The following is a 24,860-nucleotide window of genomic DNA, read 5'->3' as shown; positions in this document are numbered from 1 at the left end:
GCCCTCCGGCCGGTACGCTTTCCATCCCCATGTCCGCTGCCCGGCGTCGCGGCGAGCGGCGCTGTCGAGTGTGGAGCTGATGTCGTGACCGCGCCCAATGACGGAAGCATGCCCCTGATCCGGCAGGACGTGCCGACCCCGGCTCGGATGTACGACTACTGCCTCGGCGGCAAGGACAACTTCCCGGTGGACCGGGCGGCGGTGCTGGCCGTGCACAAGCAGTTCCCGGAGGGCGTCACCGAGGCCCGGAACAACCGGCTCTTCCTCTACCGCCTGGTCCGTTACCTCGCCCGCGACGCCGGGATCCGGCAGTTCCTCGACATGGGCAGCGGGCTGCCGACCCAGGCCAACGTGCACCAGGTGGCCCAGCAGTTCCAGCCGGACGCCCGCGTGGTCTACGTCGACAACGACCCGATCGTGCTGGCGCACGGCCGCGCGCTCCTCGCCGACGACCGGACCACCACCGTGATCGCGGCGGACATGACCGAGCCGGAGCGGATCCTCGGCGACCCGGAGACACGGAAGTTGATCGACTTCTCCCGGCCGGTGGCGGCGCTCTTCCTCTCCATCGGCCACTCCATCGTCGACGACGACAGGCTGCGGAGCATGTTCGAGAAGGTGTGGGGGGTGCTCCCGCCCGGCAGCCACCTGGCGTTCTCACAGGTGTGCGGGGTGGACCGGGCGACCGTCGACGAGGGCAACGAGATGACCAGGCGACTCGGCCTGACCTGGCGGAACCGTACGGTGCAGGAGGTCGTCGACCTGCTGCGCGGGCTGGAGCCGGCGGAGACGGTCGAGCCGGGCCTGGTCAAGGTCGTCGACTGGCGTCCCGACCCCGACCAGCCGACGCTGGAGCACGTCGACGAGCCGCTGCGGCCCTATCTGGAGTCGCCACCGGAGAACCAGCGGTCCATGGAGTGCGGCATCCTGCTCCGCAAGCCCTGACCCGCCCACCGGTTTCCCCCGTCCCACCCACCCGTCCGGTGGTGAGTGAAACAACCGACCAGGTGTCCGGCATGGGAAAGGTGTGAGAGCACCGACAACCTGGGAGGGACACGTTGGCGACCACGCATCTCCGAAGGCCGGCCGGGCGGAACGCGGATGAGGAGCGATTTCGAGCTGCTCGCGGCCGCGGACCACGACGCACACGCCTTCCGCGAGCTCTACGACCGGTACGCGGCGGCGATCCACGGGTTCTGCCGCCGGCGTACCAACGATCACGAAGCGGCGCTGGACCTGACCGCCGAGACGTTCGCCCAGGCGTGGCAGTCGCGGCACCGCTTCGTCGACAGGCGGATGTGTCGGGGTGGACACCGCCGGCCTGCACTGGACCTGCTACGCCGGCCAGCGGGCGGTGGACGAGGGCGTCATCGTCCAGGACATCCTCGGCCAGCACATGCCCACACCGGCCCGAGGCTGACGCACCCGATCCGCCACGCCGCCCGCTCGTGCCCGGCGAGCCACCTCGCGGGCCGACGGTCGTCACCTGGACAACAGAGGCGCTATCCATGCCGCATGACGCCTCTGTTGTCCAGGTCGCCAGTCCGGGCACCGGCTACCGGCGGAGCTGCGACTGTACGGCGTCGACGAAACGGCGCCAGGGCAGCGGGGTGAAGGTGAGGATCGGGCCGTGCGGGTCCTGACTGTCGCGCACCGGTAATCCGGCTGCGGTCATCGACAGTGATGTTATCGGCGAAAATTTCCGGCAGGTAGCGCAATCACGGCGCGGTGGTTATCGGCCGCGTCGTCGCTCCGGGGTGGCCCGCCGGATGGCGGAGCGGATCCGCGCGACGGTGTCGGAGGGGCCCAACTCCTGCCGCAGTTCCAGCAGATAGCCGGCCGGGTGGCCGGCGAGGACCTGCCTGCGCTGGTCGAGCGCGCTGCCCACGGCACCGACGATGCAGCCCGCGACCACACCCGTGCCGGTGACGACCGGTGGGAGGTGAGCGGCGTTCGCCAGGACGCCCAACGCCGCCGGTGGGGCGAGGGTCTGGAGCGTGAGTACGGCCCGGACCGGTTGCATGCCGAGGCGGCCGAGCGTGCGTTCCATTTCCTCGAGCGGATGCGCGATCCTGCTCTGCACGTGGTGGTGCAGTTTCGCGGAGCGCACCTCCGGGTCCCGGACCGCACTGATTTCCACGAAGTCCGGGGTGAGCGAGTCGAGGAATTCGCGATAGCGCAGAAGTTGCGGCAGCAGCCGGCGCCGCGCCTCGATGATCCGCTCGACCGGCACGGCGGCGAGGTCGCGTGGCAGCACCGTCTCCAGGGCCAGCACCGCGAAGGCGTGGCTGTAGTCCGTCGACGCCCCGGTGTCCTCCCCGGTCCCGGCACCGCCGTCCTCGGCGTCGTGACCGAGCAGGATCCGGGCCATCGCCTCGATCGTCCAGCCCGAGGTGACGGCCGAGGCGAGCGGCTGGTCGGTGAGGGGCGTCATGCTGTTCTCCCGGGCGACCACGTCGGCCAGCAGGGAGAGGTAGACGCCCGCCAGGCGCGCGTGCATCGCCAGGTCGGAGTTGTGCAGCACCCTGCCGTCGGAGGCGCGGCGCCAGGAGTAGCTGCGGTGCACCAGCAACCCGTCGTCGGCCAGGCGTTGCGCCAGCCGGTAGGACATCTTGCCCGGATGGATCTTCTCCAGCCGGGGATCGAGCGGCGGGAGTCCGTCGGAGAGGCCCGGCGGGGGCACGGACGCCACCCCGAGCGCCTCGGCACCGTACCGGGGTGTCAGGTCGGCGCGGTAGCGGTCGAGGAAGTCGAAGAAGAGTGCGTCGACCTGGTCCTCGACCTCCTCCGGCCGACCCCGGTCGACGTGGTCGCCGTCCACCCTGGCGAGGACGGCGCCGTCCACCCAGGACCGGCGACGTCCGCCGGGGCGTACGTCGATGACGAAGCCGAGCTCGTCCCTGAGCCGCTTGACGGTGTCGCTGTCGCGGAGGTCGTAGTAGCCGGACGGGCGGATCCGGCCGAGCCGGGGCCAGTGCAGGGCGGCCGCCTTCACCCAGGCGTCCTCGGGCAGGTTGACGTACGGGTAGTAGAGGGCGACGTCGCTCACGGAAGACACAATGCCCGGCGGCGTCGCGCCGGGGAAGTGTCCGCGCCCGCGCGGCCGGCCGGCGGCGCCACGTCCGGCACGCCGTGCTCGCGCGCCGTCAGAGGACGTCTGATTCACGTACTTCGTCGGTTATGTGGGTTTAGCCGTATCGCCAGGTTGGGGTGGTTTCGGCGGTGAGGCGTTTGGCGAGGTTGTCGATCATGGCGAGGGTGATCATGCTGGCGGAGTTGTCGGGTCGTGCTTCGTAGTCGCGTGCGAGCCGGCGGTGGTGCATGAGCCATCCCAGGGTGCGTTCGACGACCCAACGCCGTTTGACGACGCTGAATCCTTTGGCCTGTGGGTCCTTGGTGACGGTCTCGACGTCGATGCCGAGTTGGGCGCCGTGTTCGACGACGCGGTTCTTGAAGCCGGCGTCGACCCAGGTCTTGGTCAGGGTGGGGTAGGCGGTGGTGGCCTGGTCGAGTAGGTCGATGCCGATGGTGTTGTCGCTGGCGCTGGCGGCGGTGACGACCACCGCCAGTAGGAGACCGAGGGTGTCGGTGATGATGCCGCGTTTGCGGCCTACGATCTTCTTTCCGGCGTCGGTGCCCTGTGTGGACAGTGGGACGTTGGTGGAGGTCTTTACGCTCTGGCTGTCCATGATGGATGCGGTGGGGTGGATGGTGCGGCCGTGGTGGTCGCGTACGAGGCCGGTGAGGTTGTAGTTCAGTTCGGTGAGGATGCCTTCCTTGCTCCAGGCGGCGAAGTAGCCGTAGACGGTGGCGTGGGGCGGGAAGTCGTGGGGCAGGTAGCGCCAGGCGATGCCGGTGCGGTTGACGTACAGGATGGCGTTGAAGATCTCGCGTAGGTCGTGGGTGGGCGTGCGGCCGCCGATGCCGGCGTCGGTGCGGGCCTGGCGCCAGGCGGTGAGGCGGGGTGCGATCAGGGCCCAGCGGGCGTCGGACAGGTCGGATGGGTAGGCTCGCCGTGCGGTCATGGTGCGGTCGTACGCTGTCTGGAGGCCGGCTCGGCGGACGTTATGTCCGCTGATTGCGGGCGTAAGCGAATCAGACAGGATCGCAGGGTGAAACGCGTCGATTCCGGCCAGAGCAGAGCTGGATCGGATGCGTTCATTCCAGGTCAGGTCCGGCATTTGTGTCACCGAGGCCGAGATGCGAATCGGGCACTACTGACGCGAACGCGAAACAAACGTCCAGTCAGAGCGTGTACGGGTTGTCGACGAGTTGGTCGTCCGTGATCTCCACCCCCGGTGCCCAGGCCTCGTAGACGCCGCGTTCGTAGCACTGCGCGCCGAGCGCCGCGACGTTGTCCGGGTCGGGCCGGCAGAGCCGGACACGCAACCAGCCGCCCTCCTCGCGGAGCACCAGGCAGCGGGTGTCGCGCCAGGTGACGTAGCGGGCCCGGCGGGTGAGGGTCTCCACCGGATAGCGGGCGGCCCGGGTCCTCGCCAGCACCCGGAACTCGCCGGGCGGGTCGGCGACCGCCTCGTGCTCCTGACCGCGGTAGCCGCCGATCAGCAGGGTGGACCGGATGGCGTCGCCGGTCGAGACGTACTCCTGGTCGGGCGGGACCCCGGGCGCCGCCGCAAGCAGGTGCCGCCAGCGCGGCCCGGCCATCCGCAGCCAGCCGCGCTGCTCCGGCTGGTACGTGTAGAGCACCACCTCGTCACCGTCGGGGGTGTGCGCCAGCAGGGCCGCGTTCGCCGGCAACGGCAGGTCGGCGAAGTCCCGGGTGACGAACTCGGGGATGAGGTGCCGCCCGCTCGGGGTGAACCCGGTGCCGAGCACCGGCGGCCCGACCCGGTCGTGCGGCGGCATCGTCATCAGGCCCTGGTGCCCCTCGGCCAGCGGCGTCACGTAGTCGATCGGGTCGGTCGCCCGCCAGCGCAGCAGGTACGCCACCTCGGGAACGGCCCGCCCGGCCTCGGCGTCGGTGCGCAGCAGCATCTGGTCGGTCGGGGTCCGCAGGTGCGCGACGTCGTACTCGCGGTAGCAGAAGCCGTACGGCAGCCAGCCGCGCAACAGGAACCCGGCGAACTGCTGGGCGGAGAGCGCCTTGACCATCTGGCTGCCGCGCTGCACGGTCGCCGACTCGCGCACCGCACGCAGCAGCGGGTCCTGGGCGGCGGACGGGCTCTGGCTGAGGGTGTGGATCTGCGACCAGCTCCGGGCCCGGTGCAGGGGCGCCATCAGCGGGGTGTCCGGCACACCGAGGCCGTTCGCCCGCTCACCCGCTCCGGTGCCGGCGCCGGTCGCGCGGCGGTCGGGAAGCAGCTCCACCTCGCTGGCGTGTGCGTACCGGTGCCAGGGGTAGCGGGCGTCGGGGCGGCGGTCCGGCGTGAAGTCCGGCACCGGGGCGGTGCTGAAGAGCTCGTACGCGGCACCCCGGGCGAGTTCCTCGGCCGGGTACCCGGTGTCGCCATAGCGGACCCGCAGCCCGGCCGGCGTCCCGGTCGCCGCACCGGCGGGCGGGGACACGTTACCGGTCTGCGGGGTCACGCTCACCGCGCCGACGCTAAGACCGATCGGCACCGACCCGGTGAACATCCGGTTACCGGCCGGGAATGCGCCGGGCACGCCGGCACCGAACTGGCGGTTCGGCTGGCCGGCCGGCGCCGGTTCGGGCTAGCCCCTACCCGCCGGTTCGGTTCGCCCCTACCCGCCGGTTCGGCCGGCCGCGCATTCCGCCGACGCCCGAGCCGGCGCCCTGCCGGCGTGTGCTGGCGGGCCGGATGTGCCCGCCGTGCCTGGCGTGTGCCTGCCGTGCCGGGCGTCTGCCGCCGTGCCGGGGGTGCCGAAGGGTCAGGCGTGCCGGGTGTGTGCAGGGCGGGCCGGGCCGGTGTGTGATGCTGGCGGCGATGAGCCAGCCAGCCGAGAGCCGCCGCCAGCGGGCCGCCCGCCGGGCGCGGGAGTTTCCCCCGGTACCCGAGCCGCTGCCGGTACCCGTGATCGACAGTCACACCCACCTCGACATCACCCTCTCCGAGGCCGGCACACCGCCGTGGAGCGGCAACGGCCGGCCCACCGATCCGGTCGCGGCGGCCGTCGAGGTGGCGGCGCAGGTGGGAGTAGACCGGCTGGTGCAGGTCGGCGTGGACGTCGCCTCGTCCCGCTGGGGTGCCGAACTGGCCCGGCGGCAACCGGCGGTGCTGGCCACGGTGGCGCTGCACCCGAACGAGGCACCCCGGCTCACCGACCTCGACGAGGCGCTGCGCGAGATCGAGTCGCTCGCCGCCGAGGAGCGGGTACGCGGCGTCGGCGAGACCGGCATGGATTTCTTCCGGACCGGTGACGAGGGCCGGGCGGCCCAGGAGGCCAGCTTCAGGGCGCACATCGCGATCGCCAAGCGGTACGCCAAGCCCCTGGTGATCCACGATCGGGACGCGCACGCCGACGTGCTCCGGATCCTCGACTCCGAGGGTGCCCCGGAGGCGGTGGTGCTGCACTGCTTCTCCGGTGACGCCGAGTTCGCCGCCGAATGCGTCCGGCGCGGCTACCTGCTGAGTTTCGCCGGCACGGTCACCTTCGGCAACGCCGTCGGGCTGCGCGATGCGGCCCGGGTCACCCCGCTGGAGCAGATCCTGGTGGAGACCGACGCCCCCTACCTGACGCCGATGCCGCACCGGGGACAGCCGAACGCGTCGTACCTGATTCCGCTGACCGTCCGGTCGCTTGCCGGGACGACCGGCGCCGACCTCGACGAGCTCTGCGCGGCGATCTCGACGACCGGCGACCGGGTCTTCGGCCCCTGGTAACCGCGCGGCGTCCCGGTCAGGCCGGACTCCGGCCGTCCCCGACCCAGGCGGTCAGGCCGGACTCCGGCCGCCACCGGGGTCAGGCCGAGGTCCGGCGGCCCCGGGTGGCGCGGCCGTTGCCGGACGGGCTGCCGCCGGTCGCGGCGCCGCCGGTCGGCACGGCCGGCGGCGGAGCCTCGCCCAGCCCCTCGGCGGCGAGCCGCCGGGCCGCCCAGGGGGTGATCACGAAGCCCCGCTTGACGGTGAGCAACTGCACCCCCGCCGTCCAGGCCTGGATGCCCTCGATGCTGCCGAGGGTCTTGGTGGTGAACTCGAAGACATCGGCGTGGCTCGGCAGGATCACCTCGCACATCAGCGACTCCTGGCCCAGCGTGGCGGCGACGTAGCGGACGCCGCGCAGCGCGGCCAGTTCCCGGGCCACCGCGTCGAGCCGGGACGGCGCCACCGAGAGCCAGAAGAGGATCTCCGCCTCGAAGCCGAGCGCCGCCGCCGGCACCAGCGTGATCACCTGTACGCAGCCGGCGTTGTAGAGCGACTCGAACCGCCGCCGGACCGTACTCTCGCTGACTCCGAGCCCGCCCGCGACGGCCTGGAAGCTGTTCCGGCCGTCGTCGCGCAGTGCCGAGATGATCCGCTCGTCCAGCTCGTCGAGGTGCGCCGGTGGACAGTCGTGCACCGGCGGCGGGGCGACGAGCTGGCTCTCCGTGCCGAGCAGATGCCGGGACCACTCGTGGGTGGACTTGTAGGTGTGCAGCTCCAGGTCGGCGACGCTGCCCTGGATCCCGGGGATCTTCTGCAGGCCGTTGAGCAGCACGCTGTGCAGGCTGGTCCCCTTCGGCACCAGCACCTCGGCGACCAGGTCGTAGACGCCGGTCACCAGTGCCACGAACCGGATCTCCGGCATCGCGGCCAGCGCCTGGGCGGCGGGGAGCTGACTGCCGGCCGCGCAGCGGATCCGCACGATCAGCAGGTCGGCGGGGCCGCCGCCGGGCTGCGGCGCGGCGGCGACCTTGACCAGCCCGTCGGCCAGCAACTGCTGCGCCCGCCGGGCCACCGTGGTGACCGAGGTGCCGGTGAGCTGGGCGATGTCCGTCCAGCTCGCCCGGCCGTTGACCTGGAGTGCGGCGACGATGCGCCGGTCGGTCGGGTCGAGGTCGTACGCGTCGCCGGGGATCATGCCCGCGACGCCGCTACGCCCGCCAGGAACTCCCGGACCACCCGCTGGAACCGCTCCGCCTCCTCGAGCTGCGGGGAGTGTCCGGAGTGCTCGAAGACCACCAGCTTCGCGCCGGGGATCAGCCCGGCGATCGTCTCGCTGCACTCCACCGGCGTGATCCAGTCGTGTCTACCCACGGTGACCAGGGTCGGGCAGGAGATCCGGGGGAGCAACGGCTTGATGTCGTAGTTCGGCTGGTTGACGGAGAATGCGAAGTTGTGCGTGGCGTACCGGTAGGGGGTGTCGGCCACCCGCTGCCGCACCTTCGCCCAGTCCAGGTCGTGGTCGTAGAGGGGCAGGATCTCCGCCCAGCAGTCCCGCAGGTCGTCGTCGTCCCGGACCGTCCCGGACATGATCCGGTCCAGCTTCACCCGGTCGATCTCGACCCGCGCCGAGGCGAGGGCGTTGCGGAGCGCCAGCTCCTGGTTGGCGTTGTCGGCGGCGGTGTCCCGGAGCACCAGCGCGGCGACCCGGTCCGGATAGCGGATCGCGTACTCCATCGCGACGAAGCCGCCGTAGGAGCCGCCGGCCATCACGATCCGTTCCGCGCCGATCCACTGTCGCAGCCCGTCCACGTCGGCGGCCCACTGCTCGTGGGTGAACGGCCCGTTCCCCTCGCTCGCCCCCGATCCCCGGGCGTCGAAGACCACCACCCGGTACTCGTCGGCGTAGGGCGCGAACGCCGCCCTCGGCTCCGCCATCGAACCCAGCCCCGGCGCGCCATGATGCACTATCATCACCGGCTTCCCCGGCGCGTCACCGGGTCCGCCGGCCGTCCCACCGGGCCCTTCGGCGTCGTCGCCGAGCACCAGCACGTTGAGGCGGTTGCCGTTGATCTCCACCATCGTCGGTCCGCTGGTCATGGTCATGCTCCGATCGTGATCTCGTCGAGGTCCCGGGGATAGCCGGTGAGCCGGCGCGGCCCGTCGCCGGTCACCAGTACGGTGTCCGAGATCCGGTAGCCGGCGTGCCCGGGTACGTAGACCCCGGGCTCGCTGGAGAGCACCATCCCGGGCTCCAGCACCGTCTCGTCACCGTCGGCCACCCAGGGCGGCTCGTGGAAGCCGAGCCCGATCCCGTGCCCCTGCCGGTGCCGCAGGTATTCCCCGAGCCCGGCCCGGCGGATCACCTCCAGGCAGGCGCGGTTGGCGTCCACGCACCGCACCCCCGGGCGCAGCGCCTCGGTGCCGACCTGCTGCGCCTCCCGGACCACCTCGTAGTAGCGGCGCTGCTCCGCCGTTGCCCCGCCGAGCAGGAAGGTCCGCTCGCTTTCCACGAACCGGCCGCCGACGGCACAGCCGAGCGAGAGCATGAACGGCTCGCCGGAGCGCAGCCGGTCGCCGCCGGGCAGCCGGTGCGGCTGGGCCGAGTTCGGGCCGCCGTAGACGAGGCCGCCGGTGAGCATCGGCACCACCACGACGTCGTCGTGCTCGGCGTACATCATCGCGGCGCCGTACCGGGTGACGTGGCCGGCCAGCTCGGTCTCGGTGGGCAGCTCACCGCCGCCGGCCACCGCCCCGGTGACCAGCCGGACCCCCTCGGCCAGCATCGCGTCGGCGATCCGGGCCGCCTCGGTGTGCAGGGCGATCTCCTCCGGGGTCTTGCGCAGCCGCAGCGTGCCGACGAGGTCGCTCGACTCCCACGCCGTACCGGGAAAGGCGGCGCCGATGCCGGCGACCCGGGCGACCGAGGTGGAGGGGGCGTAGCCGGCCCGGACCGGTGGCGCCGGCACCGCGTCCCGGAGCACCTGCCACGGGCTCCGCTCACCGGGGAACTCCGGATATACCACCAGCTCGGCGGCGGCGCGCTGGTCGGCCGCGTACTCCCGTTCCAGGTCCGGGACGAGCAGCAGCACGGCGCCGTCCCGGGCCAGGTAGGCGGCGACCGGGCGCTCGTTCGGGAAGTGCGCGAAACCCGTCAGGTACGCCACGTCGAGCGGATCGTCCAGCAGCAGCGCGTCCAGCCCGGCCCGGTCCAGTTGGGCCCGGACGGTCTCGTGCAGGGTGGCGTAGAAGGAAGCAGCCAGTCGCACCGGCCTCGTCACCTCGTCCTCGGGTTGCGGGCGTCGTTGTACGCCACGGCGAGCAGGGTGGTGGCCACCACCAGCAGCAGGATGGCCAGCGACGGAAAGAGCGTGGTCCACCAGGCGGTGGCGAGCGAGCCGGAGCGCTGCGCCTGGTGCAGGATCGTCCCCCACGACCAGCTGTTCGGGTCGCCGAGGCCGAGGAAGGAGAGCCCGGCCTCGGAGAGCACCGCCCGGGAGGTGGTCAGCACCACCGAGACCGCGACCACCGGTGCGACGCCGGGCAGCACGTGCTTGCGGATCACCCAGAGGTGCGAGCCGCCGATCACGTGCGCCGCCGAGACGTACGGCATCGGCACCACGGCCAGCCCCTGCGAGCGGACCACCCGGGCCACCTCCGGCCAGCTGAAGACCGCGATCACCACCACCAGGGTCGGCACGCTCGGCCCGGCCAGCGCGGCGACCAGGATCATCAGCGGCAGCACCGGCAGCGAGAGCGAGACGTCGACGATCATCCCGAGCACCAGGTCGGCCGGGCGGAAGTACGCCGCCGCGACCCCGACCAGCACGCCGATCACGATCGCCAGCAGGCTGGCCGCCAGGCCGACCACGATGCTGACCCGGGTGCCCCAGACCACCTGGGCGAAGACGTCCCGCCCGAGGTCGTCGGTGCCGAACCAGTGCCCGGCGCCGGGGCCGGCGAGCACCTCCTCGCCGTACCCGCTGGGGTAGTCGGCGATCAGCGGCGCGGCGACCGCGACCAGGCCGAGCAGGAGCAGGACCCCGGCGCTGGCCAGGCCGAGGGGGTTGCGCCGGAACGCCTGCCAGGTCTGCCGCCCGACCGACTCGGACGGCGGCAGCCCGCCGCCCCCGCCGGGAGCCGCGGCCGGCGGCGGCAGGTCCCCCGGCGGCGGTGTCCCGCCGGGTGGTGGCCGGTCGCCGGGCGGTGGCGTATCGCCGGGCGGCGGCACGATCAGGTCTGTCGTCGTCATGACGTGCGCACCCTCGGGTCGAGCAGTCCGTAGGCGAGGTCGGTGAGCAGGTTGGCGGCGATCACCGCGAAGGCGAGCATCAGGAACGCGCCCTGCAACACCGGAAAGTCGAGCTGGCCCACCGCCTCGAAGATGGCCCGGCCCACCCCCGGGTAGGCGTAGATCGACTCGGTGAGCACCGCCCCGCCGACCAGGAAACCGAGCTGTAGCCCGACCAGCGTGGTCGTCGGCAGCAGCGCGTTGCGCAGCGCGTGTCGCCACACCACTTTCCGGTTCGGCAGTCCCTTGGCGCGGGCCAGCGTGCAGTAGTCCTCGCCGAGCGCGTCGATGAGCGTGCTGCGCAGGGTCAGCACGTACGAGCCGAGCTGCACCAGCACCAGCGAGAGGCAGGGCAGGACCAGGTGCAGCGCGATGCTGCCGTACGCGGCCAGCCCGTAGACGTCGTCGCCCATCGCCCCGCCGATCGGCAGGACGCCGAGCTGCACCCCGAAGACGTAGAGCAGCAGCACCCCGATGCTGGGGATGAAGAGGGACTGGCCGGTGATCCCGCCGACCTGGATCAGCCGGTCCAGGGTGCCCCTGGCCCGGGTCGCCGCGACCACCCCGAGCGGGATGCCGAGCGCGACGGTCACCAGCAGCGCGGAGCCGGCCAGCAGCAGCGTCCAGGGCAGCCGTTCCAGCAGGATGTCCAGCACCGGCTGGTTCTGCCGGAACGACACCCCGAGGTTGCCCTGGAGAAGCTGGGTCAGGTACTCCCAGTACTGCACCGCCAGCGGCCGGTCCAGGCCGTAGTCGCGGAGCAGGTCGGCCCGCAGCTCCTCGGTCATCCCCGGATCCGCCACCGCCAGCGCCGGATCGCCGGGCAGCAGCCGCAACAGGAAGAACGTCACGGTCACCGCGAACCACATCGTCAGCACCCCGCGCAGCAGCCGGCGCGTGACGAACCGGGCCCCAGCAGACACGTCTCCTCCTCAAGCTGAGGTGTAAGGAAGGGCCCCCCGTTATCGCTTTCTGTTGTAGCGGGGGCCCTTCCTAACAACCCTCGGGTTAGCTCTTCGTGGCCTGGGCCACGGAGACAGGGTTGACGATGGAGAGCAGCTCACTCGGCTGGACCAGGAAGTTGGACCACTCCGCCGAGTGCGCGATGGTGAACTCCTCGACGTAGAGGACGTTGTCGTACACCTTGTCGGTGATGATCTTTGCGGCCTGCTGGATCGGGGCCTTCTGGGCGGCCTGGTCCAGTTGCGACCGGGCCTGGTCGATCAGGGTGTCCAGCTCCGGGTCGCAGGCGTTGGCGTAGTTGATGAAGCCCTCGCACTTGAAGGCCAGCGCCAGGTTGGCCGGGGGGTTCTCCATGATCGCCCACGAGCCGGCGTAGATGTCGTAGTCCCGCGCGGTGTACTTCTCCACGTACGTGTTCCGCTCCAGGCCCTCCAGCTTGATCTCGATCCCGGCCTCCTTGCTGGAGTCCCGGACCAGCTGCGCCCACTTGGAGATGTTCGGGTCGGCCTGGTCGTAGATCATCCGCAGGCTGAGCCCGTCGAAGAGCCCGTCACCGTTGCCGTCGGCGAAGCCGGCGCCGGTCAGCAGCGTCCTCGCCCTGGCCGGGTCGTGCGCGTACTCCTTGGCGGACGGGTCCTGCCACTGCTTCAGCGTCGGGGTGAGCACCGAGGAGTTCGACGACACGGCCTTGCCCTGCAACGCCACCCGGCGGATCGCCTCGTAGTCGACCGCGGCGGCCAGCGCCTGCCGTACCTCCAGCTTGTCCAGTGGCTTGCGGGCGGTGTTGTACTGCATGTGCGCCCAGCCCAGCGACGGCACCGTGACCAGCTTTATCTTGCTGTCGCCCTCCAGGGTCTTGGCCAGCGGCGGCGGCAGCGCGTTGGCGATCATGTCGATGTCGCCGTTGCGCAGCGCCAGTGCCTCGGTGTTGACGTCGGGGAAGACCCGGAAGACCACCTCCCTGGCCTTCGGACCCCCCTCCACCAGCGGGAAGTTCTCCATCCGCTCCAGCACGTACCGCTGGCCCCGCTCCACGGTGGTCAGCTTGTACGGCCCGGCCGACACCCAGTCGGAGTCGTTGGCGAACTTCTGCACGCTGCCGACCTTGCCGAAGACGTGCTCCGGCACGACCGGCATCCAGAAGCCGACGTTCTCCAGGAAGGTCCCGTCCGGCTGGGAGAGCTGAAACTCGATCTCCGTCGGGGAGATGACCGTGGACTTCTGGTACGACGAGATCAGCCCCGCCACCACACCGATCTTCTCCTTGGCGACGGCGTCGATGGTGAACGCCACGTCCTCGGCGGTCACCTTCTCCCCGTCGCTCCAGGTGAAGTCGTCCCGCAGCGTGAACTTCGCCTTGCGACCGCCGTCGAGGTACTCCCACTCGCTGGCCAGGTAGGGCGAGCGGACCCCGTCCATCCCCATGCTCATCATCCGGGGATACATCAGGTTGGTGACCCAGGTGTCGGTGCGGCTGTTGCCGACCAGCGGATTGTAGTTGAGCACGTCGGCGGTGGTGCCGATCGTGATCCGGTCCGCCGAGCCGCCGCTGCCGCCGCCTGCGTCGCTGTCGGGATTACTGGGCGAGCAGGCGGTTGCCGCCAGCCCTATCGAGAGGGTGCCCGCCGCCACGGCGAGGGCGCGCCGGAATGTACGCATCACCAGACCTCCTCAAGGACGCGCATGATGTTGCCCCCCAGGACCTTGCCGATCTCGTCGTCCGAGTAGTCGTGGCCGACCAGCCAGGAGACGATGTTCCAGTAGCACTCGGCCGGGTTCTCCAGGCCGTCGACGTAGGGCACGCGGGGGTGCTCGACGTGCCCGTGCGCCTCGGCGATGGAGAGGTGCGCGGCGAAGGTGTCGTGCAGGCCGACGTGGTCGCCGAAGAGTGTGTCCGGCCCGAAGGCGACGTGGTCGATGCCGACCAGGTCGACGCAGTGCACAAAGTGGTCCATCACCGACTCGATGCTGTGTTCGGGATGGGCCGGCGAGAGCGTGGTGTGCGGCGCGGCCTCCAGGCCGAGCACCCCGCCGCGCTCGGCGCAGGCCCGGATCACCTCGTCCGGCTTCATCCGGTTGGTCGGCCAGACGGTACGCGACCCGGCGTGGGTGATGAAGATGGGCTTGGTGGAGGCGGTGATGACGTCCATCGACGTACGATCCCCGGAGTGCGAGACGTCGATGGCGATGCCGAGCCGGTTCATCCGGCGTACGGCCTTCTCGCCGAAGTAGGTCAGCCCGCCGTCGCCGCGCTCCTTGAGGCCGCTGCCCAGGGTGTTCGCCTCGCTGTAGGCGATGCCCATCTGCCGGACGCCGAAGCCGTAGAGCATGTCGATCCGGTCCAGCTCGTTCTCGATCATCGTGGCCGCCTCGGTCGCCAGCACCAGGCCCATCCGGCCGGTCTCGTGGGCGTACCGGATGTCGGCCAGCTTCTCGACCCGGATCAGGTAGTCCTGGTGGGCCAGGTCGGAGAGACGCATCCCGAGGTCGGCGACGACATCGGTCCACTTCCAGCCCATCTGGCTGGTGACGCAGCAGGTGCCGTCCATCATGTTGTCGAAGACCGCGGTCATCCCGGAGCGGGCCAGGCCGGCATAGCCGGTGTGGTGCCGGGCGGTCCGGTTGTAGTCGACGGTCTGGCCGATCTCCTCCGGAAAGACCGATGGATGGTCGTGCAGCGAGATGACGACGTTGTCGGTGAGCAGCCGCCGGACCCGGTCCCGCTGCCCGTCGGAGAGGGAGATTCCCTGGTACGCCGGCACCCGGCCGATCTCCGGGGCGAGCGTGAACTCCCGGTAGTCGGCGCCTGCCTCCAGGTAGCTGTAGGACGTGTATCCGGTGTAGCGGGTGGCCGGGTCGAGCACGCCGCTCCCCTCCTTCGGGTCGTCCCAGGGGTCGCCGGTCGCGCGGTGGATTTCGGCGCCGTGACCTGAACTGGGTGTGCAATGTCGGCGATGTGGGAGCAGAGATTGCCAGGATCAGGCGCAGCGTGTCAACATGTTGCCCAACTCCGGCGCAGAACATGGGCGGCTTGCCAGAAATCGTTACGCCGGGAAACATCACGGAAATTCGGGAGGTGTAGTGACGAGCGAGGTGGAAAGCTCCCAGCGGTCATCCGACCCCGACCCGACGACGGCAGCCGGCCAGCAGGCCGCGGCCGACGCGCCGGCCGCGTTGCGGGTCCGGGGCCTCGACGTCACCTTCACCGGCCGGCGCGGCACCGTACCCGCCGTACGCGGCGTCGACCTCGACATCGCCGCCGGTGAGGTGCTCGTGCTGCTCGGCGAGTCCGGCTCCGGCAAGTCCGTCACCGCCCGCGCCGTGATGGGACTGCTCGACGGCGGCGGCGTGCGGGTCCGCTCCGAGCGAACCGTGGTCGCCGGGCACGACCTGACCCGCGCCGGGCCGGAGCAGGTCCGGAAGCTGCGCGGCCGGACGATGTCGCTGGTCTTCCAGGACGCGCTCTCCGCGCTCAACCCGGTGCTCTCGATCGGCGACCAGCTCGGCGAGGTCTTCCGGCTGCACCGAGGGCTCTCCCGCCGCGCCGCCCGGGCCGAGGCCGCCGAACTGCTCCGGCTGGTCGGCATCCCGGCCCCCGACCGCCGGGTACGCGACTATCCGCACCAGTTCTCCGGCGGGATGCGGCAGCGGATCCTGATCGCCATGGCGGTCGCCCTCGGCCCCCGACTGCTCATCGCCGACGAGCCCACCACCGCGCTCGACGTCACCGTGCAGGCGCAGATCCTGCAACTCGTCGACCGGCTCCGCGACGAACTCGGGATGGGTGTCCTGCTGATCACCCACGATCTCGGGGTGGCGGCCGAGATCGCCGACCGGGTCGCCGTGATGTACGCCGGCCGGATCGTCGAGACCGGCACCGTGACCGAGGTGCTGGACGGGCCGGCCCACCCCTACACGGCGGCGCTGCTGCGCTCCGTACCCGATCTGGCCCAGCCGGGCGACCGGCTGCGGCCTATCCCGGGCAGCCCGCCGAACCTGCTGGCGCTGCCGAGCGGCTGCGCCTTCCACCCGCGCTGCGACCGGGCCACCGAGGAGTGCGTGGGCACCCGCCCGGAGCGGCGGCCGCTCGCCGCACCCGGCCGGACCGCCGCCTGCCACCACGCCGAGGAGGCCGCCGATGTCATCCTCTGACCACCCGGCCGGGCCCGGCGCAGCCTCCTCCGGCCCGGCCGGGTCCACGCCGCCCACCGTCGACTCCGGTCCGTCCACCAGCGGCTCCGGTCCGTCCACCAGCGGCTCCGGTCCGTCCGGCCAGCGGTCCGGCACACCCGGCCAGCGGTCCGGCACACCCGGCCAGCGGTCCGGCACACCCGGCCTGCCGACGGTGCTCTCCGCCTCGGCCGGTCCCTCGACCACTGGCCCGGTGACCGCCGGCTTGTCGACCGCCGGCTTGTCGACCGCCGGCGCGGTGACCGCCGGCTTGCCGACGAGCGGCTTGTCGACCACCGGCCCGGTGACCGCCGGCTCGTCGACCACCGGCCCGGTGACCGCCGGTCTGCCGACTGCCGGTTCGGGGATCGCCGGCTCGGCGGGCGGAGGTCCGTCGGGGGCCGGCGGTGAGCCCTTGCTGGTCGCCACCGGCGTGCGGAAGTCCTACCGGGCCGGGCGGAGCCTCGGCGGCCGGTCCCGGGTGCACGCGGTGGACGGGGTGGACCTGGCCGTGGCGGCCGGCGAGACGCTCGGCGTGGTCGGCGAGTCCGGCTGCGGCAAGTCCACCCTCGCCCGGCTGCTGGTCGGGCTGGAACGCCCCGACTCCGGCCAGGTGCGCTACGCCGGGCTCGACGTCGGCACCGCCCGGGGTGCCCGCCGCCGGGAACTGCGCCGCGCGGTGCAGATGGTCTTCCAGGACCCGGTCACCTCGCTCAACCCCCGGATGACGATCCTGGACGTGGTCGCCGAACCGCTCGACGTGCACCGGCTGGTCCGGGGCGCGGCGGCCCGCCGGGACCGGGTCGCCGCGCTGCTGGAGATGGTCGGGCTGGCCCCGGACATGATGCGACGGTTCCCGCATGAGTTCTCCGGTGGGCAGCGGCAGCGGATCGGCATCGCCCGGGCCCTGGCCACCGAGCCCCGGGTGGTGGTCTGCGACGAACCCGTCTCCGCCCTCGACGTCTCGGTGCAGGCCCAGGTGGTCAACCTGCTCGCCGAGTTGCAGCAGCGGCTCGGCATCGCGCTGGTCTTCATCGCGCACGACCTCGGCGTGGTCCGGCACGTCTCGCACCGGGTCGCGGTGATGTATCTGGGCCGGCTCGCCGAACTCGGCCCGGCCGCCACCGTCTACCAGGATCCGGCCCACCCCTACACCCGGGCGCTGCTCGGCTCCGTGCCGGTACGGCATCCGCGGGAGCGCGGCCGGCAGCGGATCGTGCTGGCCGGTGACCCGCCGAGCCCGGTCGACCCGCCGTCCGGCTGCCGCTTCCACACCCGCTGCCCGATGGCACAGCAGATCTGCACGGAGCAGGAGCCGGCACTGCGCGTCCCGGAAACCGACCCGGCCACCGCCCGAGTCGCCGCCTGCCACTTCGCCGGTACGCCCTAGCCCTCACCTCCACGGCGTCGTGCTCGCTCACCTGTACATCAGAGGCGTCAACGTTCTCGGATAACGCCTTTGAGGTACAGGTCGAGGTCGCGCAGCCCGTGCCGCGGCCGGGGCGGGCGGGCGTTGGGGGCGGCGTGCCGACCCGTACCCTCGGAGGGCGTGGCCGCAAACCTGCTCGGACCGGCGGAGATCCGGGAACTCGCCGCCCTGCTGGGCGTACAGCCGACCAAGAGGCTCGGCCAGAACTTCGTGCACGACCCCAACACGGTGCGCCGGATCGTCACCGCCGCCGCGCTCACCCCCGACGACGTGGTGCTGGAGGTCGGGCCGGGGCTCGGCTCGCTCACCCTCGGCCTGCTGCCGGTCGCCGGGCACGTGCACGCCGTCGAACTCGACCCGGTGCTGGCCGGGGCGCTGCCGGAGACGGTACGCCGGCACACCGGCCCGGACGGCGCGACCCGGCTGACGGTGCACCCCGCCGACGCGCTGCGGATCACCGCCGCCGACCTCGGTGCCCCGGCGCCGACCGCTCCCGCCCCGACCGCTCCGCCGCCGACGGCCCCGGCGCCGACCGCTCCCGCGCCGACCGCGCTGGTGGCGAACCTCCCCTACAACGTCGCGGTGCCGGTGGTGCTGCACCTGCTCGCCGAGCTGCCCGGCCTGCGGCACGGGCTGGTGATGGTGCAGAAGGAGGTGGCCGACCGGCTGGTCGCCGGCCCCGGCTCCCGCACCTACGGCGTACCGTCGGTCAAACTCGCCTGGTACGCCGCCGCCCGCCCCGCCGGCCGGGTGCCTCCGAACGTCTTCTGGCCGGTGCCCAACGTCGACTCCGGGCTGGTCGCCTTCACCCGCCGCGAGCCGCCCCGGGACGACGTACCCCGGAAAGAGGTCTTCGCGGTGGTCGACGCGGCGTTCGCGCAACGCCGCAAGACCCTGCGGGCGGCGCTGGCCGGCTGGGCCGGCGGCCCGGACCGGGCGGCGGCGGCGCTGGTCGCGGCCGGGGTCGATCCCGGTGCCCGGGGCGAGTCGCTGACCGTCACCCAGTTCGCCGCGATCGCCGCGTCGGCCCCCGGACCCCCCGGACCCCCCGGACCCGGCGGACCCGGCGGACCCGGGGGACCCGGCGAGTAGGCTGACGGCGTGTGTGGCAGGAGGTGGTCGGCGTGACGGCCGAGCCCGTCGATTCCGCGTACGCGTGCGGGCTGGTCGGCGACCGCTGTGCGCCGGTGGCCGGGTCGGTCGACGTGCTGGCGCCGGCCACGCCGTGCGAGGCCCGGCTGCGGCTGCGGGCCCGGCTGCGGCTGCGGCTGCGGGTGCGGGTGCGGGACAGCGCTGCATGACCGAGGCATGGCGGCCGGGCGACTCCGACGAGCGTCCGCGGCCGAGGATCTCCGGCCCGGTCAAGGTCCGGGTCCCGGCGAAGATCAATCTCCATCTCGGGGTCGGCCCGCTGCGGCCGGACGGCTACCACGAGCTGAACACGGTCTACCAGGCGATCTCCATTCACGACGAGCTGACCGCCCGGCGCGGCGACACCCTCACCCTGACCATGGAGGGCGAGGGCGCCGGTGAACTGGCCCTCGACGAGACCAACCTGGTGATCCGGGCGGCCCGGGCGCTGGCCGCGCACGTCGGGGTGCCGGCACACGCCCGGCTGCACCTGCGCAAGCAGATCCCGCTCGCCGGCGGCCTGGCCGGGGGCAGCGCCGACGCCGCCGCCGCGCTGGTCGCCTGCGACGCGCTCTGGGGCACGGAGCTGGGCCGCGACGAGCTGGCCGGCGTCGCCGCCGGGCTCGGCTCCGACGTCCCCTTCCTGGTGTACGGCGGCACCGCGCTCGGCACCGGCCACGGCGAGACGGTCAGCCCGATCCTGGCCCGACCGGTCACCTGGCACTGGGTGGTGGCGATCGCCGACGGTGGCCTCTCCACCCCGGCCGCCTACCGCGAGCTGGACCGGCTCCGCGCCGAACACGCCGCCCCGCCGCCGCTGCGCAGTGCCGACGCGCTGCTCGCCGCGCTGCGTGGCCGGGACCCGGCCCGGCTCGGCCGGGCGCTCGGCAACGACCTGCAGGCCGCCGCGCTCTCGATGCGCCCGGCGCTGGCCGAGACCCTGAAGGTGGGCGAGGCGGCCGGGGCACTCGCCGGGATCGTCTCCGGCTCCGGGCCCACCTGTGTCTTCCTGGCCGGCGACGGCGGGCACGCCGAGCGGGTCGCCGCCGAACTGGACGCCTCCGGCCTGTGCCGGGCGGTCCGCACCGCGTACGGTCCGGTCCCCGGCGCCCGGGTCGGCTGAGCCCGGAACTACCGTGTAGGCACATGGCCAACATCGTCAATCTGGACCGGGTCTCCAAGGGCTACGGCGCGGCGGGGCAACTTCTCGCCGACGTCTCCCTCGGGCTCGACGACTCGGACCGGGTCGGCGTCGTCGGGCTCAACGGCGCCGGCAAGTCCACCCTGCTGCGGCTGCTGACCAGGACCGAGGAGCCGGACAGTGGCCGGGTGACGCACCGCCGGGACCTGCGGGTCGCCTGGCTGCCGCAGAACCTCGTGCTCGATCCCGGGGCCCGGGTCCGGGACGTGGTGCTCGGCACCGCCTGGCTCGACGAGGGATTCGGCGCCGAGCACGAGTGGGCCGGTGACGCGGGCGTACGGGCGATCCTGGACGGGCTCGGCATGCCGTACCTCGGGCTGGACCAGCCGGTCGGGCCGATGTCCGGCGGCGAGCGGCGCCGGGTGGCCCTGGCCGCGCTGCTGGTCCGCACCGCCGACCTGCTGGTGCTCGACGAGCCGACCAACCACCTCGACGTGGCCGGGGTGGACTGGCTGGCCCGGCACCTGGTCGGCAAGCGCGGCGCGCTGGTGGTGGTCACCCACGACCGGTGGTTCCTCGACGCCGTCTGCACCAGCACCTGGGAGGTCGCCGACCGGACGGTACGCGGCTACGAGGGCGGCTTCGCCGCCTGGACGCTGGCCCGCGCCGAACGGGAACGGGTGGCCGCCGCCACCGAGGCGCGCCGGCAGAACCTGCTGCGCAAGGAGATCGCCTGGTTGCGGCGCGGCCCGCCGGCCCGGACCTCGAAGCCGAGGTTCCGGATCGAGGCGGCGAACGCGCTGATCGCCGACGTGCCGCCGCCCCGGGACAGCGTGTCGTTGCAGCGGCTCGCCACCGCCCGGCTCGGCAGGCAGGTCTACGACCTGACCGACGTCACCCTGACCGCCGGCGGAAAGCTGCTCCTCGACCGGCTGACCTGGCAGGTCGGGCCCGGCGACCGGATCGCGGTCGTGGGCGCGAACGGCGCCGGCAAGACGACCCTGCTGCGGCTGCTCGCCGGGGTACGCGAGCCGGACGGCGGGCAGCTGCGGACCGGGTCCACGGTGCGGCCGGCGTACCTGTCGCAGGAGCTGGCCGAGCTGCCCGGAACGCTGCGGGTGCTGGAGGCGGTCGAGGAGGTGGCCCGCCGGGTCGTACTCGGGGACCGGGAGGTCAACGCCTCCCAGCTCGCCGAGATCTTCGGTTTCGACGACCGGCGGCTCTGGACCCCGGTCGCCGACCTCTCCGGCGGCGAGCGGCGCCGGCTGCAACTGCTGCGGCTGCTCGCCGCCGAGCCGAACGTGCTGCTCTTCGACGAGCCGACAAACGACCTGGACACCGACACCCTGGCCGCGCTGGAGGATCTGCTCGACTCCTGGCCCGGCACGCTGATCGTGGCCAGCCACGACCGCTACCTCGTCGAGCGCGTCACCGACGTGGTGTACGGGATGTTCGGCGACGGCCGGCTGGTGCACCTGCCGGGCGGCATCGACGAATACCTGGCCCGGGCCGGCGCACCGGGCGCACCGACACCGGCCGGCGCGCGGGACAACGGCGCCGGGCCGGCCGCGGGTGGCGGCGGGCCCGGCGGAGCGGGGGGCGGTGCCGAGCGGGCCGACGGGACGCTCTCCGGCGGGGAGCTGCGGGCGGCCCGCAAGGAGCTGACCCGGCTGGAGCGGCAGATCGGCAAGCTGGAGCAGCGCGAGGCGGCGCTGCACGACCAGCTCGCCGAGCACGCCACCGACTACGGTCGGGTGGCCGAGCTCGACGGTCAGCTCCGGGCCGTACGCGCCGAGCGGGAGCAGACCGAGGAGGCCTGGTTGACGCTGGCCGAGCAGGTCCCGGAGCACTGAGCGCCCGGCCGGGGCCGTGCTCGGCGACGGCACCGACGGTCGGGGCGCGTGGCCGGGCGGGGGTGTGCGGCGTCACCCCGGAGTCATGCGGAAGAATCGCCAGCGACCCTCACCCCGAACGGCGTTGGAGACTGCTGATCATGGGCCACAACCCCGTCAACCATCCCGCGCGGCCGATCTACCGGATGATCGCCGGGCTGATCGGCCTCTACCTGGTGGCCTTCGGCGTCCTCGGCTTCCTTGAGGCCGGCGGCGGCGAGTTCTTCGCCCAGGACGACACCATGGTGTTGGGCCAGGGCACCAACCCCGGCAACTCGGTGATCTCCATCGGGCTCGGCCTCGTCATCCTGCTCGCCACCCTGGTCGGCCGCAATGTCGACATCGTCGTCGACAAGTGGCTCGGCTACGGCCTGATGGCGCTCGGCCTCGCCGGGCTGGCCGTGCTGGAGACCGACGCCAACTACCTCAACCTCACCGTCGCCACCACCATCGTGCTGATGATCCTCGGCGTGGCCCTGCTGATGGCCGGTATGTACGGCAAGGTCGGCTCCGAGGAGGAGGCCAAGGCCTGGCGGGACGGCCGGCTGGTGCTCTGACCCGGCTGGTGCTCTGACCCGGCCGGTGCTCTGGCCCGGCCGGTGCCGATCCGCCCGTTCACCGGGTGCTCCGCCTCGTCCCGGGTGACAATCCGCTAGGAACGTCGCTCGTGGTGCCGAGGAGGGGCAATGGCACACATTCCCGTCAACCACCCGGCCAGGCCGGTCTACCGGATACTCGCCGGGCTGATCGGCCTCTACATCGTGGCCTTCGGGGTCTTCGGCCTGGTGGAGACCGCCGACGAGGTCCTCTTCAGCCGCGGCAGCCACTGGGTGCTGGGGCTGCGGACCAACATGGCGTTCGCGCTGGTCTCGGTGGTCTTCGGGCTGATCGTGATCTTCGGCGCGGTGCACCGGGGAAACATCGGGCACCTGATGAACCTGACCGCCGGGGTGGTCTTCCTGGTCGTCGCGCTGGTCATGCTGACCGTCCTGCAGACCGAGGCCAACATCCTCAACTTCTCGATCTCCACCGTCGTCGTGTCCATGCTCTTCGGCCTGGTGCTGCTCGCCACCGGCCTCTACGACAAGATCGGCCCACACGAGGACGCCGGGATGGAGCACGAGGTGCGCGACAGGTCGGGCGCCGGCTCCGGCGGCTGACGCCCCGCTCGACGACGGGACCCGTCAGCGGACGCGCCGGGTCAGTAGGGCCGGCTTGGCCTCCAGGTGGGAGAGGCCGTTCCAGGCCAGGTTCACCAGGTGCGCCGCCACCGTCTCCTTGCGCGGCTTGCGTACCTCCAGCCACCAGCGGCCGCTCAGCGCCACCATCCCGACCAGCGACTGCGAGTAGAGCTCGGCGAGCTTCGGATCGTAGCCCCGGCTCTTGAACTCGGCCCCCAGGATGTGCTCCACCTGGTGCGCCACGTCGTTCATTACGCTGCTGAAGTTGCCGGTCGCGGAGAGCAGCGGCGACTCCCGGACCAGCACCCGGAAGCCGTCGGTCTCCTCCTCGATGTAGTCGAGCAGGGCCAGCGCCGCCTGCTCCAGCAACTCCCGGGGATGCCCGGCGGTCAGCGCCGTGGTGACCCGGTCGAGCAGCGCGCGTACCTCCCGGTCCACCACGACCGCGTAGAGGCCCTCCTTGCCGCCGAAGTGCTCGTAGACCACCGGCTTGGAGACCTTCGCCCGGGCGGCGACCTCCTCGATCGAGGTCGCGTCGAAGCCGCGCTCGGCAAAGGCCTGCCGGCCGATGGCGATGAGCTGCTCCCGGCGCTGCGCCGCGGACATCCGTACCCGGGAACCGGCCTTGGGCGGCGGTGGCGGCGCCGGAGCGGGGAGCTGCCTGCGTCCGGCGCCACGGTCGGGAGGCGCGCCGTCCGTCACCCCGTCATCCCGCCGCCGTCGGGCGATGCCGCGCCGGTTCGTGTCGTCCCTGGTGGTGCCCTCGCCGCGCTCGGTCACCTGGCCATCCTGCCAGGCAGACGCTCGCGACCGGGTGCCCGGGCGCGTCCCGGGTCACCGCGACGGTGCTGATTTGAGTAGTTTCGCCGCGACACGCTCCGGCTTCGGCCAGCGCACGTCGTACGCGGCACCGACCTTCTCGAAGAGCCAGATCGCCCGCGCGGTGATGTCGACCTGCCCGCGCAGTACGCCGTGCCGGGCGCAGGTCGGGTCGGCGTGGTGCAGGTTGTGCCAGCTCTCGCCGAAGGAGAGGATCGCCAGCGGCCAGAAGTTGGTGGCCCGGTCACCGTCGCGTACCTCGAAGGGGCGCTCGCCGTAGACGTGGCAGACGGAGTTGATCGACCACGTGATGTGGTGCAGCAGGGAGACCCGGACCAGCCCGGCCCAGAAGAACGCGGTCAGCGCACCCTGCCAGGACCAGGTGACCAGGCCGCCGACGAGCGCCGGGGTCAGCATCGAGATGACCACCAGCAGCGGGAAGAGCCGGTCGACCCGGTTGATGTCCCGGTCGGCGATCAGGTCGGGGGCGAACCGTTCGCGGTTGGAGAGTTCCCGGTTGAAGAGCCAGCCGACGTGCGCGTGGAACAGCCCCTTGGTCAGCCCCCAGACGCTGGCGCCGAACCGCCACGGAGAGTGCGGATCGCCCTCGACGTCGGAGAAGGCGTGGTGCCGCCGGTGGTCCGCGACCCACTGTGTGATGTTCCCCTGGATGGCGAAGGAGCCCGCGACCGCCAGGGTGACCCGCAGCCAGCGCCTGGCCTTGAACGAGCCGTGCGTGAAGTAGCGGTGGAAGCCGACAGTGATGCCGAGGCCGGAGACCACGTACCACACTCCGGCGATCGCGATGTCGGTCCAGCTCAGCCAGCCGCCCCAGGCCACCGGCACGGCCGCGATCAGGGCGAGGAAGGGGATCGTGACGAAGGCCCAGAGGGCGATCAGGATGCCCCTCGACTGGACGCCGTCGGTCAGCGGCTTGGGACCCTTCTTGGCGCCGGAGGCCGGTGGTTCGAGGAGGACGGACGACATGGCACCTCACTGAGCGTAGGGGGAAGATCGGTAACTTACGCCTACGTCACCGTAACCTACGCCTACGTAGACTG

The 24,860-nt window shown here is 72.2% G+C and carries 23 protein-coding genes and 1 pseudogene; 11 read left to right on the top strand and 13 right to left on the bottom strand.

Annotation, left to right across the window (positions count from 1 at the left end):
* Nucleotides 1-84: 84 nt before the first annotated feature.
* Together ACN27G_RS35105 and ACN27G_RS35100 are read left to right on the top strand one after the other, a co-directional pair.
* On the top strand, nucleotides 85-945 hold the full coding sequence (locus ACN27G_RS35105; protein WP_421496920.1) for an SAM-dependent methyltransferase: 861 nt from the start codon (nucleotides 85-87) through the stop codon (nucleotides 943-945).
* A gap of 156 nt (nucleotides 946-1,101) precedes the next feature.
* Nucleotides 1,102-1,233 (top strand): annotated as a pseudogene (locus ACN27G_RS35100) (RNA polymerase); the annotation flags it as partial.
* Nucleotides 1,234-1,555: 322 nt separating this feature from the next.
* Here ACN27G_RS35100 and ACN27G_RS35095 read toward each other — a convergent pair.
* The 4 genes from ACN27G_RS35095 to ACN27G_RS35080 all read right to left on the bottom strand — a co-directional run bounded on the left by ACN27G_RS35095 (nucleotide 1,556) and on the right by ACN27G_RS35080 (nucleotide 5,553).
* Nucleotides 1,556-1,675 (bottom strand): DUF397 domain-containing protein, encoded by a 120-nt coding sequence (locus tag ACN27G_RS35095; RefSeq protein WP_421496919.1) that lies wholly within the window; start codon nucleotides 1,673-1,675, stop codon nucleotides 1,556-1,558.
* 57 nt (nucleotides 1,676-1,732) lie between these two features.
* On the bottom strand, nucleotides 1,733-3,049 hold the full coding sequence (locus ACN27G_RS35090; RefSeq protein ID WP_421496918.1) for a DUF6236 family protein: 1,317 nt from the start codon (nucleotides 3,047-3,049) through the stop codon (nucleotides 1,733-1,735).
* A gap of 139 nt (nucleotides 3,050-3,188) precedes the next feature.
* Nucleotides 3,189-4,025 carry an IS5 family transposase gene (locus ACN27G_RS35085; RefSeq protein ID WP_421497274.1) on the bottom strand — a complete coding sequence of 279 codons (837 nt, stop codon included), beginning with the start codon at nucleotides 4,023-4,025 and terminating at the stop codon, nucleotides 3,189-3,191.
* Between the two features lie 220 nt (nucleotides 4,026-4,245).
* Nucleotides 4,246-5,553: a hypothetical protein gene (locus ACN27G_RS35080; RefSeq protein ID WP_421496917.1), complete on the bottom strand. Its 1,308-nt coding sequence runs from the start codon at nucleotides 5,551-5,553 to the stop codon at nucleotides 4,246-4,248.
* Nucleotides 5,554-5,894: 341 nt separating this feature from the next.
* Between ACN27G_RS35080 and ACN27G_RS35075 the strand changes: the two genes are divergently transcribed.
* A complete protein-coding gene (locus ACN27G_RS35075) occupies nucleotides 5,895-6,803 on the top strand; it encodes a TatD family hydrolase (RefSeq protein ID WP_421496916.1) in 909 nt (302 codons plus the stop codon).
* A gap of 79 nt (nucleotides 6,804-6,882) precedes the next feature.
* On the opposite strand, the gene ACN27G_RS35070 is transcribed toward ACN27G_RS35075, so the two are convergent.
* The 7 genes from ACN27G_RS35070 to ACN27G_RS35040 all read right to left on the bottom strand — a co-directional run bounded on the left by ACN27G_RS35070 (nucleotide 6,883) and on the right by ACN27G_RS35040 (nucleotide 14,900).
* Entirely contained in the window at nucleotides 6,883-7,980 is a 1,098-nt protein-coding gene (locus ACN27G_RS35070; protein ID WP_421496915.1) for an Lrp/AsnC family transcriptional regulator, read from the bottom strand.
* Nucleotides 7,977-8,888 carry an alpha/beta fold hydrolase gene (locus ACN27G_RS35065; protein ID WP_421496914.1) on the bottom strand — a complete coding sequence of 304 codons (912 nt, stop codon included), beginning with the start codon at nucleotides 8,886-8,888 and terminating at the stop codon, nucleotides 7,977-7,979. Before ACN27G_RS35065 ends, ACN27G_RS35070 begins: the two co-directional genes overlap by 4 nt.
* On the bottom strand, nucleotides 8,885-10,051 hold the full coding sequence (locus ACN27G_RS35060) for a M24 family metallopeptidase (RefSeq protein ID WP_421496913.1): 1,167 nt from the start codon (nucleotides 10,049-10,051) through the stop codon (nucleotides 8,885-8,887). Before ACN27G_RS35060 ends, ACN27G_RS35065 begins: the two co-directional genes overlap by 4 nt.
* 8 nt (nucleotides 10,052-10,059) lie before the next feature.
* On the bottom strand, nucleotides 10,060-11,034 hold the full coding sequence (locus ACN27G_RS35055) for an ABC transporter permease (RefSeq protein ID WP_421496912.1): 975 nt from the start codon (nucleotides 11,032-11,034) through the stop codon (nucleotides 10,060-10,062).
* A complete protein-coding gene (locus tag ACN27G_RS35050) occupies nucleotides 11,031-11,996 on the bottom strand; it encodes an ABC transporter permease (protein WP_421496911.1) in 966 nt (321 codons plus the stop codon). Before ACN27G_RS35050 ends, ACN27G_RS35055 begins: the two co-directional genes overlap by 4 nt.
* Before the next feature lie 85 nt (nucleotides 11,997-12,081).
* Complete coding sequence (locus ACN27G_RS35045; RefSeq protein ID WP_421496910.1) at nucleotides 12,082-13,695, bottom strand: ABC transporter substrate-binding protein; 1,614 nt, start codon at nucleotides 13,693-13,695, stop codon at nucleotides 12,082-12,084.
* Entirely contained in the window at nucleotides 13,695-14,900 is a 1,206-nt protein-coding gene (locus tag ACN27G_RS35040) for a dipeptidase (protein WP_421496909.1), read from the bottom strand. The genes ACN27G_RS35045 and ACN27G_RS35040 overlap by 1 nt, the downstream gene beginning before the upstream one ends.
* 217 nt (nucleotides 14,901-15,117) lie before the next feature.
* On the opposite strand from ACN27G_RS35040, the gene ACN27G_RS35035 reads away from it, so the two are divergent.
* From ACN27G_RS35035 to ACN27G_RS35000, 8 genes are all read left to right on the top strand, one after another.
* Complete coding sequence (locus tag ACN27G_RS35035; protein WP_421496908.1) at nucleotides 15,118-16,188, top strand: ABC transporter ATP-binding protein; 1,071 nt, start codon at nucleotides 15,118-15,120, stop codon at nucleotides 16,186-16,188.
* Nucleotides 16,189-16,639: 451 nt separating this feature from the next.
* Nucleotides 16,640-17,596, top strand: a complete 957-nt coding sequence (locus ACN27G_RS35030) for an ABC transporter ATP-binding protein (RefSeq protein WP_421497589.1) — start codon at nucleotides 16,640-16,642, stop codon at nucleotides 17,594-17,596.
* 159 nt (nucleotides 17,597-17,755) lie between these two features.
* Complete coding sequence (gene rsmA / locus ACN27G_RS35025; RefSeq protein WP_421496907.1) at nucleotides 17,756-18,727, top strand: 16S rRNA (adenine(1518)-N(6)/adenine(1519)-N(6))-dimethyltransferase RsmA; 972 nt, start codon at nucleotides 17,756-17,758, stop codon at nucleotides 18,725-18,727.
* Nucleotides 18,728-18,759: 32 nt separating this feature from the next.
* Entirely contained in the window at nucleotides 18,760-18,936 is a 177-nt protein-coding gene (locus ACN27G_RS35020) for a hypothetical protein (RefSeq protein ID WP_421496906.1), read from the top strand.
* A complete protein-coding gene (locus ACN27G_RS35015; RefSeq protein ID WP_421496905.1) occupies nucleotides 18,933-19,889 on the top strand; it encodes a 4-(cytidine 5'-diphospho)-2-C-methyl-D-erythritol kinase in 957 nt (318 codons plus the stop codon). The genes ACN27G_RS35020 and ACN27G_RS35015 overlap by 4 nt, the downstream gene beginning before the upstream one ends.
* 23 nt (nucleotides 19,890-19,912) lie before the next feature.
* The gene (locus ACN27G_RS35010; RefSeq protein ID WP_421496904.1) at nucleotides 19,913-21,760 is read left to right on the top strand and encodes an ABC-F family ATP-binding cassette domain-containing protein; all 1,848 of its coding nucleotides are present in this window, start codon (nucleotides 19,913-19,915) and stop codon (nucleotides 21,758-21,760) included.
* 140 nt (nucleotides 21,761-21,900) lie between these two features.
* Nucleotides 21,901-22,356 carry a DUF4383 domain-containing protein gene (locus tag ACN27G_RS35005; RefSeq protein ID WP_421496903.1) on the top strand — a complete coding sequence of 152 codons (456 nt, stop codon included), beginning with the start codon at nucleotides 21,901-21,903 and terminating at the stop codon, nucleotides 22,354-22,356.
* Nucleotides 22,357-22,485: 129 nt separating this feature from the next.
* Nucleotides 22,486-22,959 (top strand): DUF4383 domain-containing protein, encoded by a 474-nt coding sequence (locus tag ACN27G_RS35000; protein WP_421496902.1) that lies wholly within the window; start codon nucleotides 22,486-22,488, stop codon nucleotides 22,957-22,959.
* A 24-nt stretch (nucleotides 22,960-22,983) separates the two neighbouring features.
* On the opposite strand, the gene ACN27G_RS34995 is transcribed toward ACN27G_RS35000, so the two are convergent.
* Both ACN27G_RS34995 and ACN27G_RS34990 read right to left on the bottom strand, forming a co-directional pair.
* On the bottom strand, nucleotides 22,984-23,586 hold the full coding sequence (locus ACN27G_RS34995; protein WP_421497588.1) for a TetR/AcrR family transcriptional regulator: 603 nt from the start codon (nucleotides 23,584-23,586) through the stop codon (nucleotides 22,984-22,986).
* 228 nt (nucleotides 23,587-23,814) lie between these two features.
* Nucleotides 23,815-24,786 (bottom strand): acyl-CoA desaturase, encoded by a 972-nt coding sequence (locus ACN27G_RS34990; RefSeq protein ID WP_421496901.1) that lies wholly within the window; start codon nucleotides 24,784-24,786, stop codon nucleotides 23,815-23,817.
* Between the last annotated feature and the right edge of the window lie 74 nt (nucleotides 24,787-24,860).

Origin of the sequence: Plantactinospora sp. WMMB334, assembly GCF_049179095.1 — a bacterium.
GTDB lineage: Bacteria > Actinomycetota > Actinomycetes > Mycobacteriales > Micromonosporaceae > Plantactinospora.
Note: the sequence above shows the minus strand (reverse complement) of the source record. Positions and strands in the feature narration are given on the sequence as shown.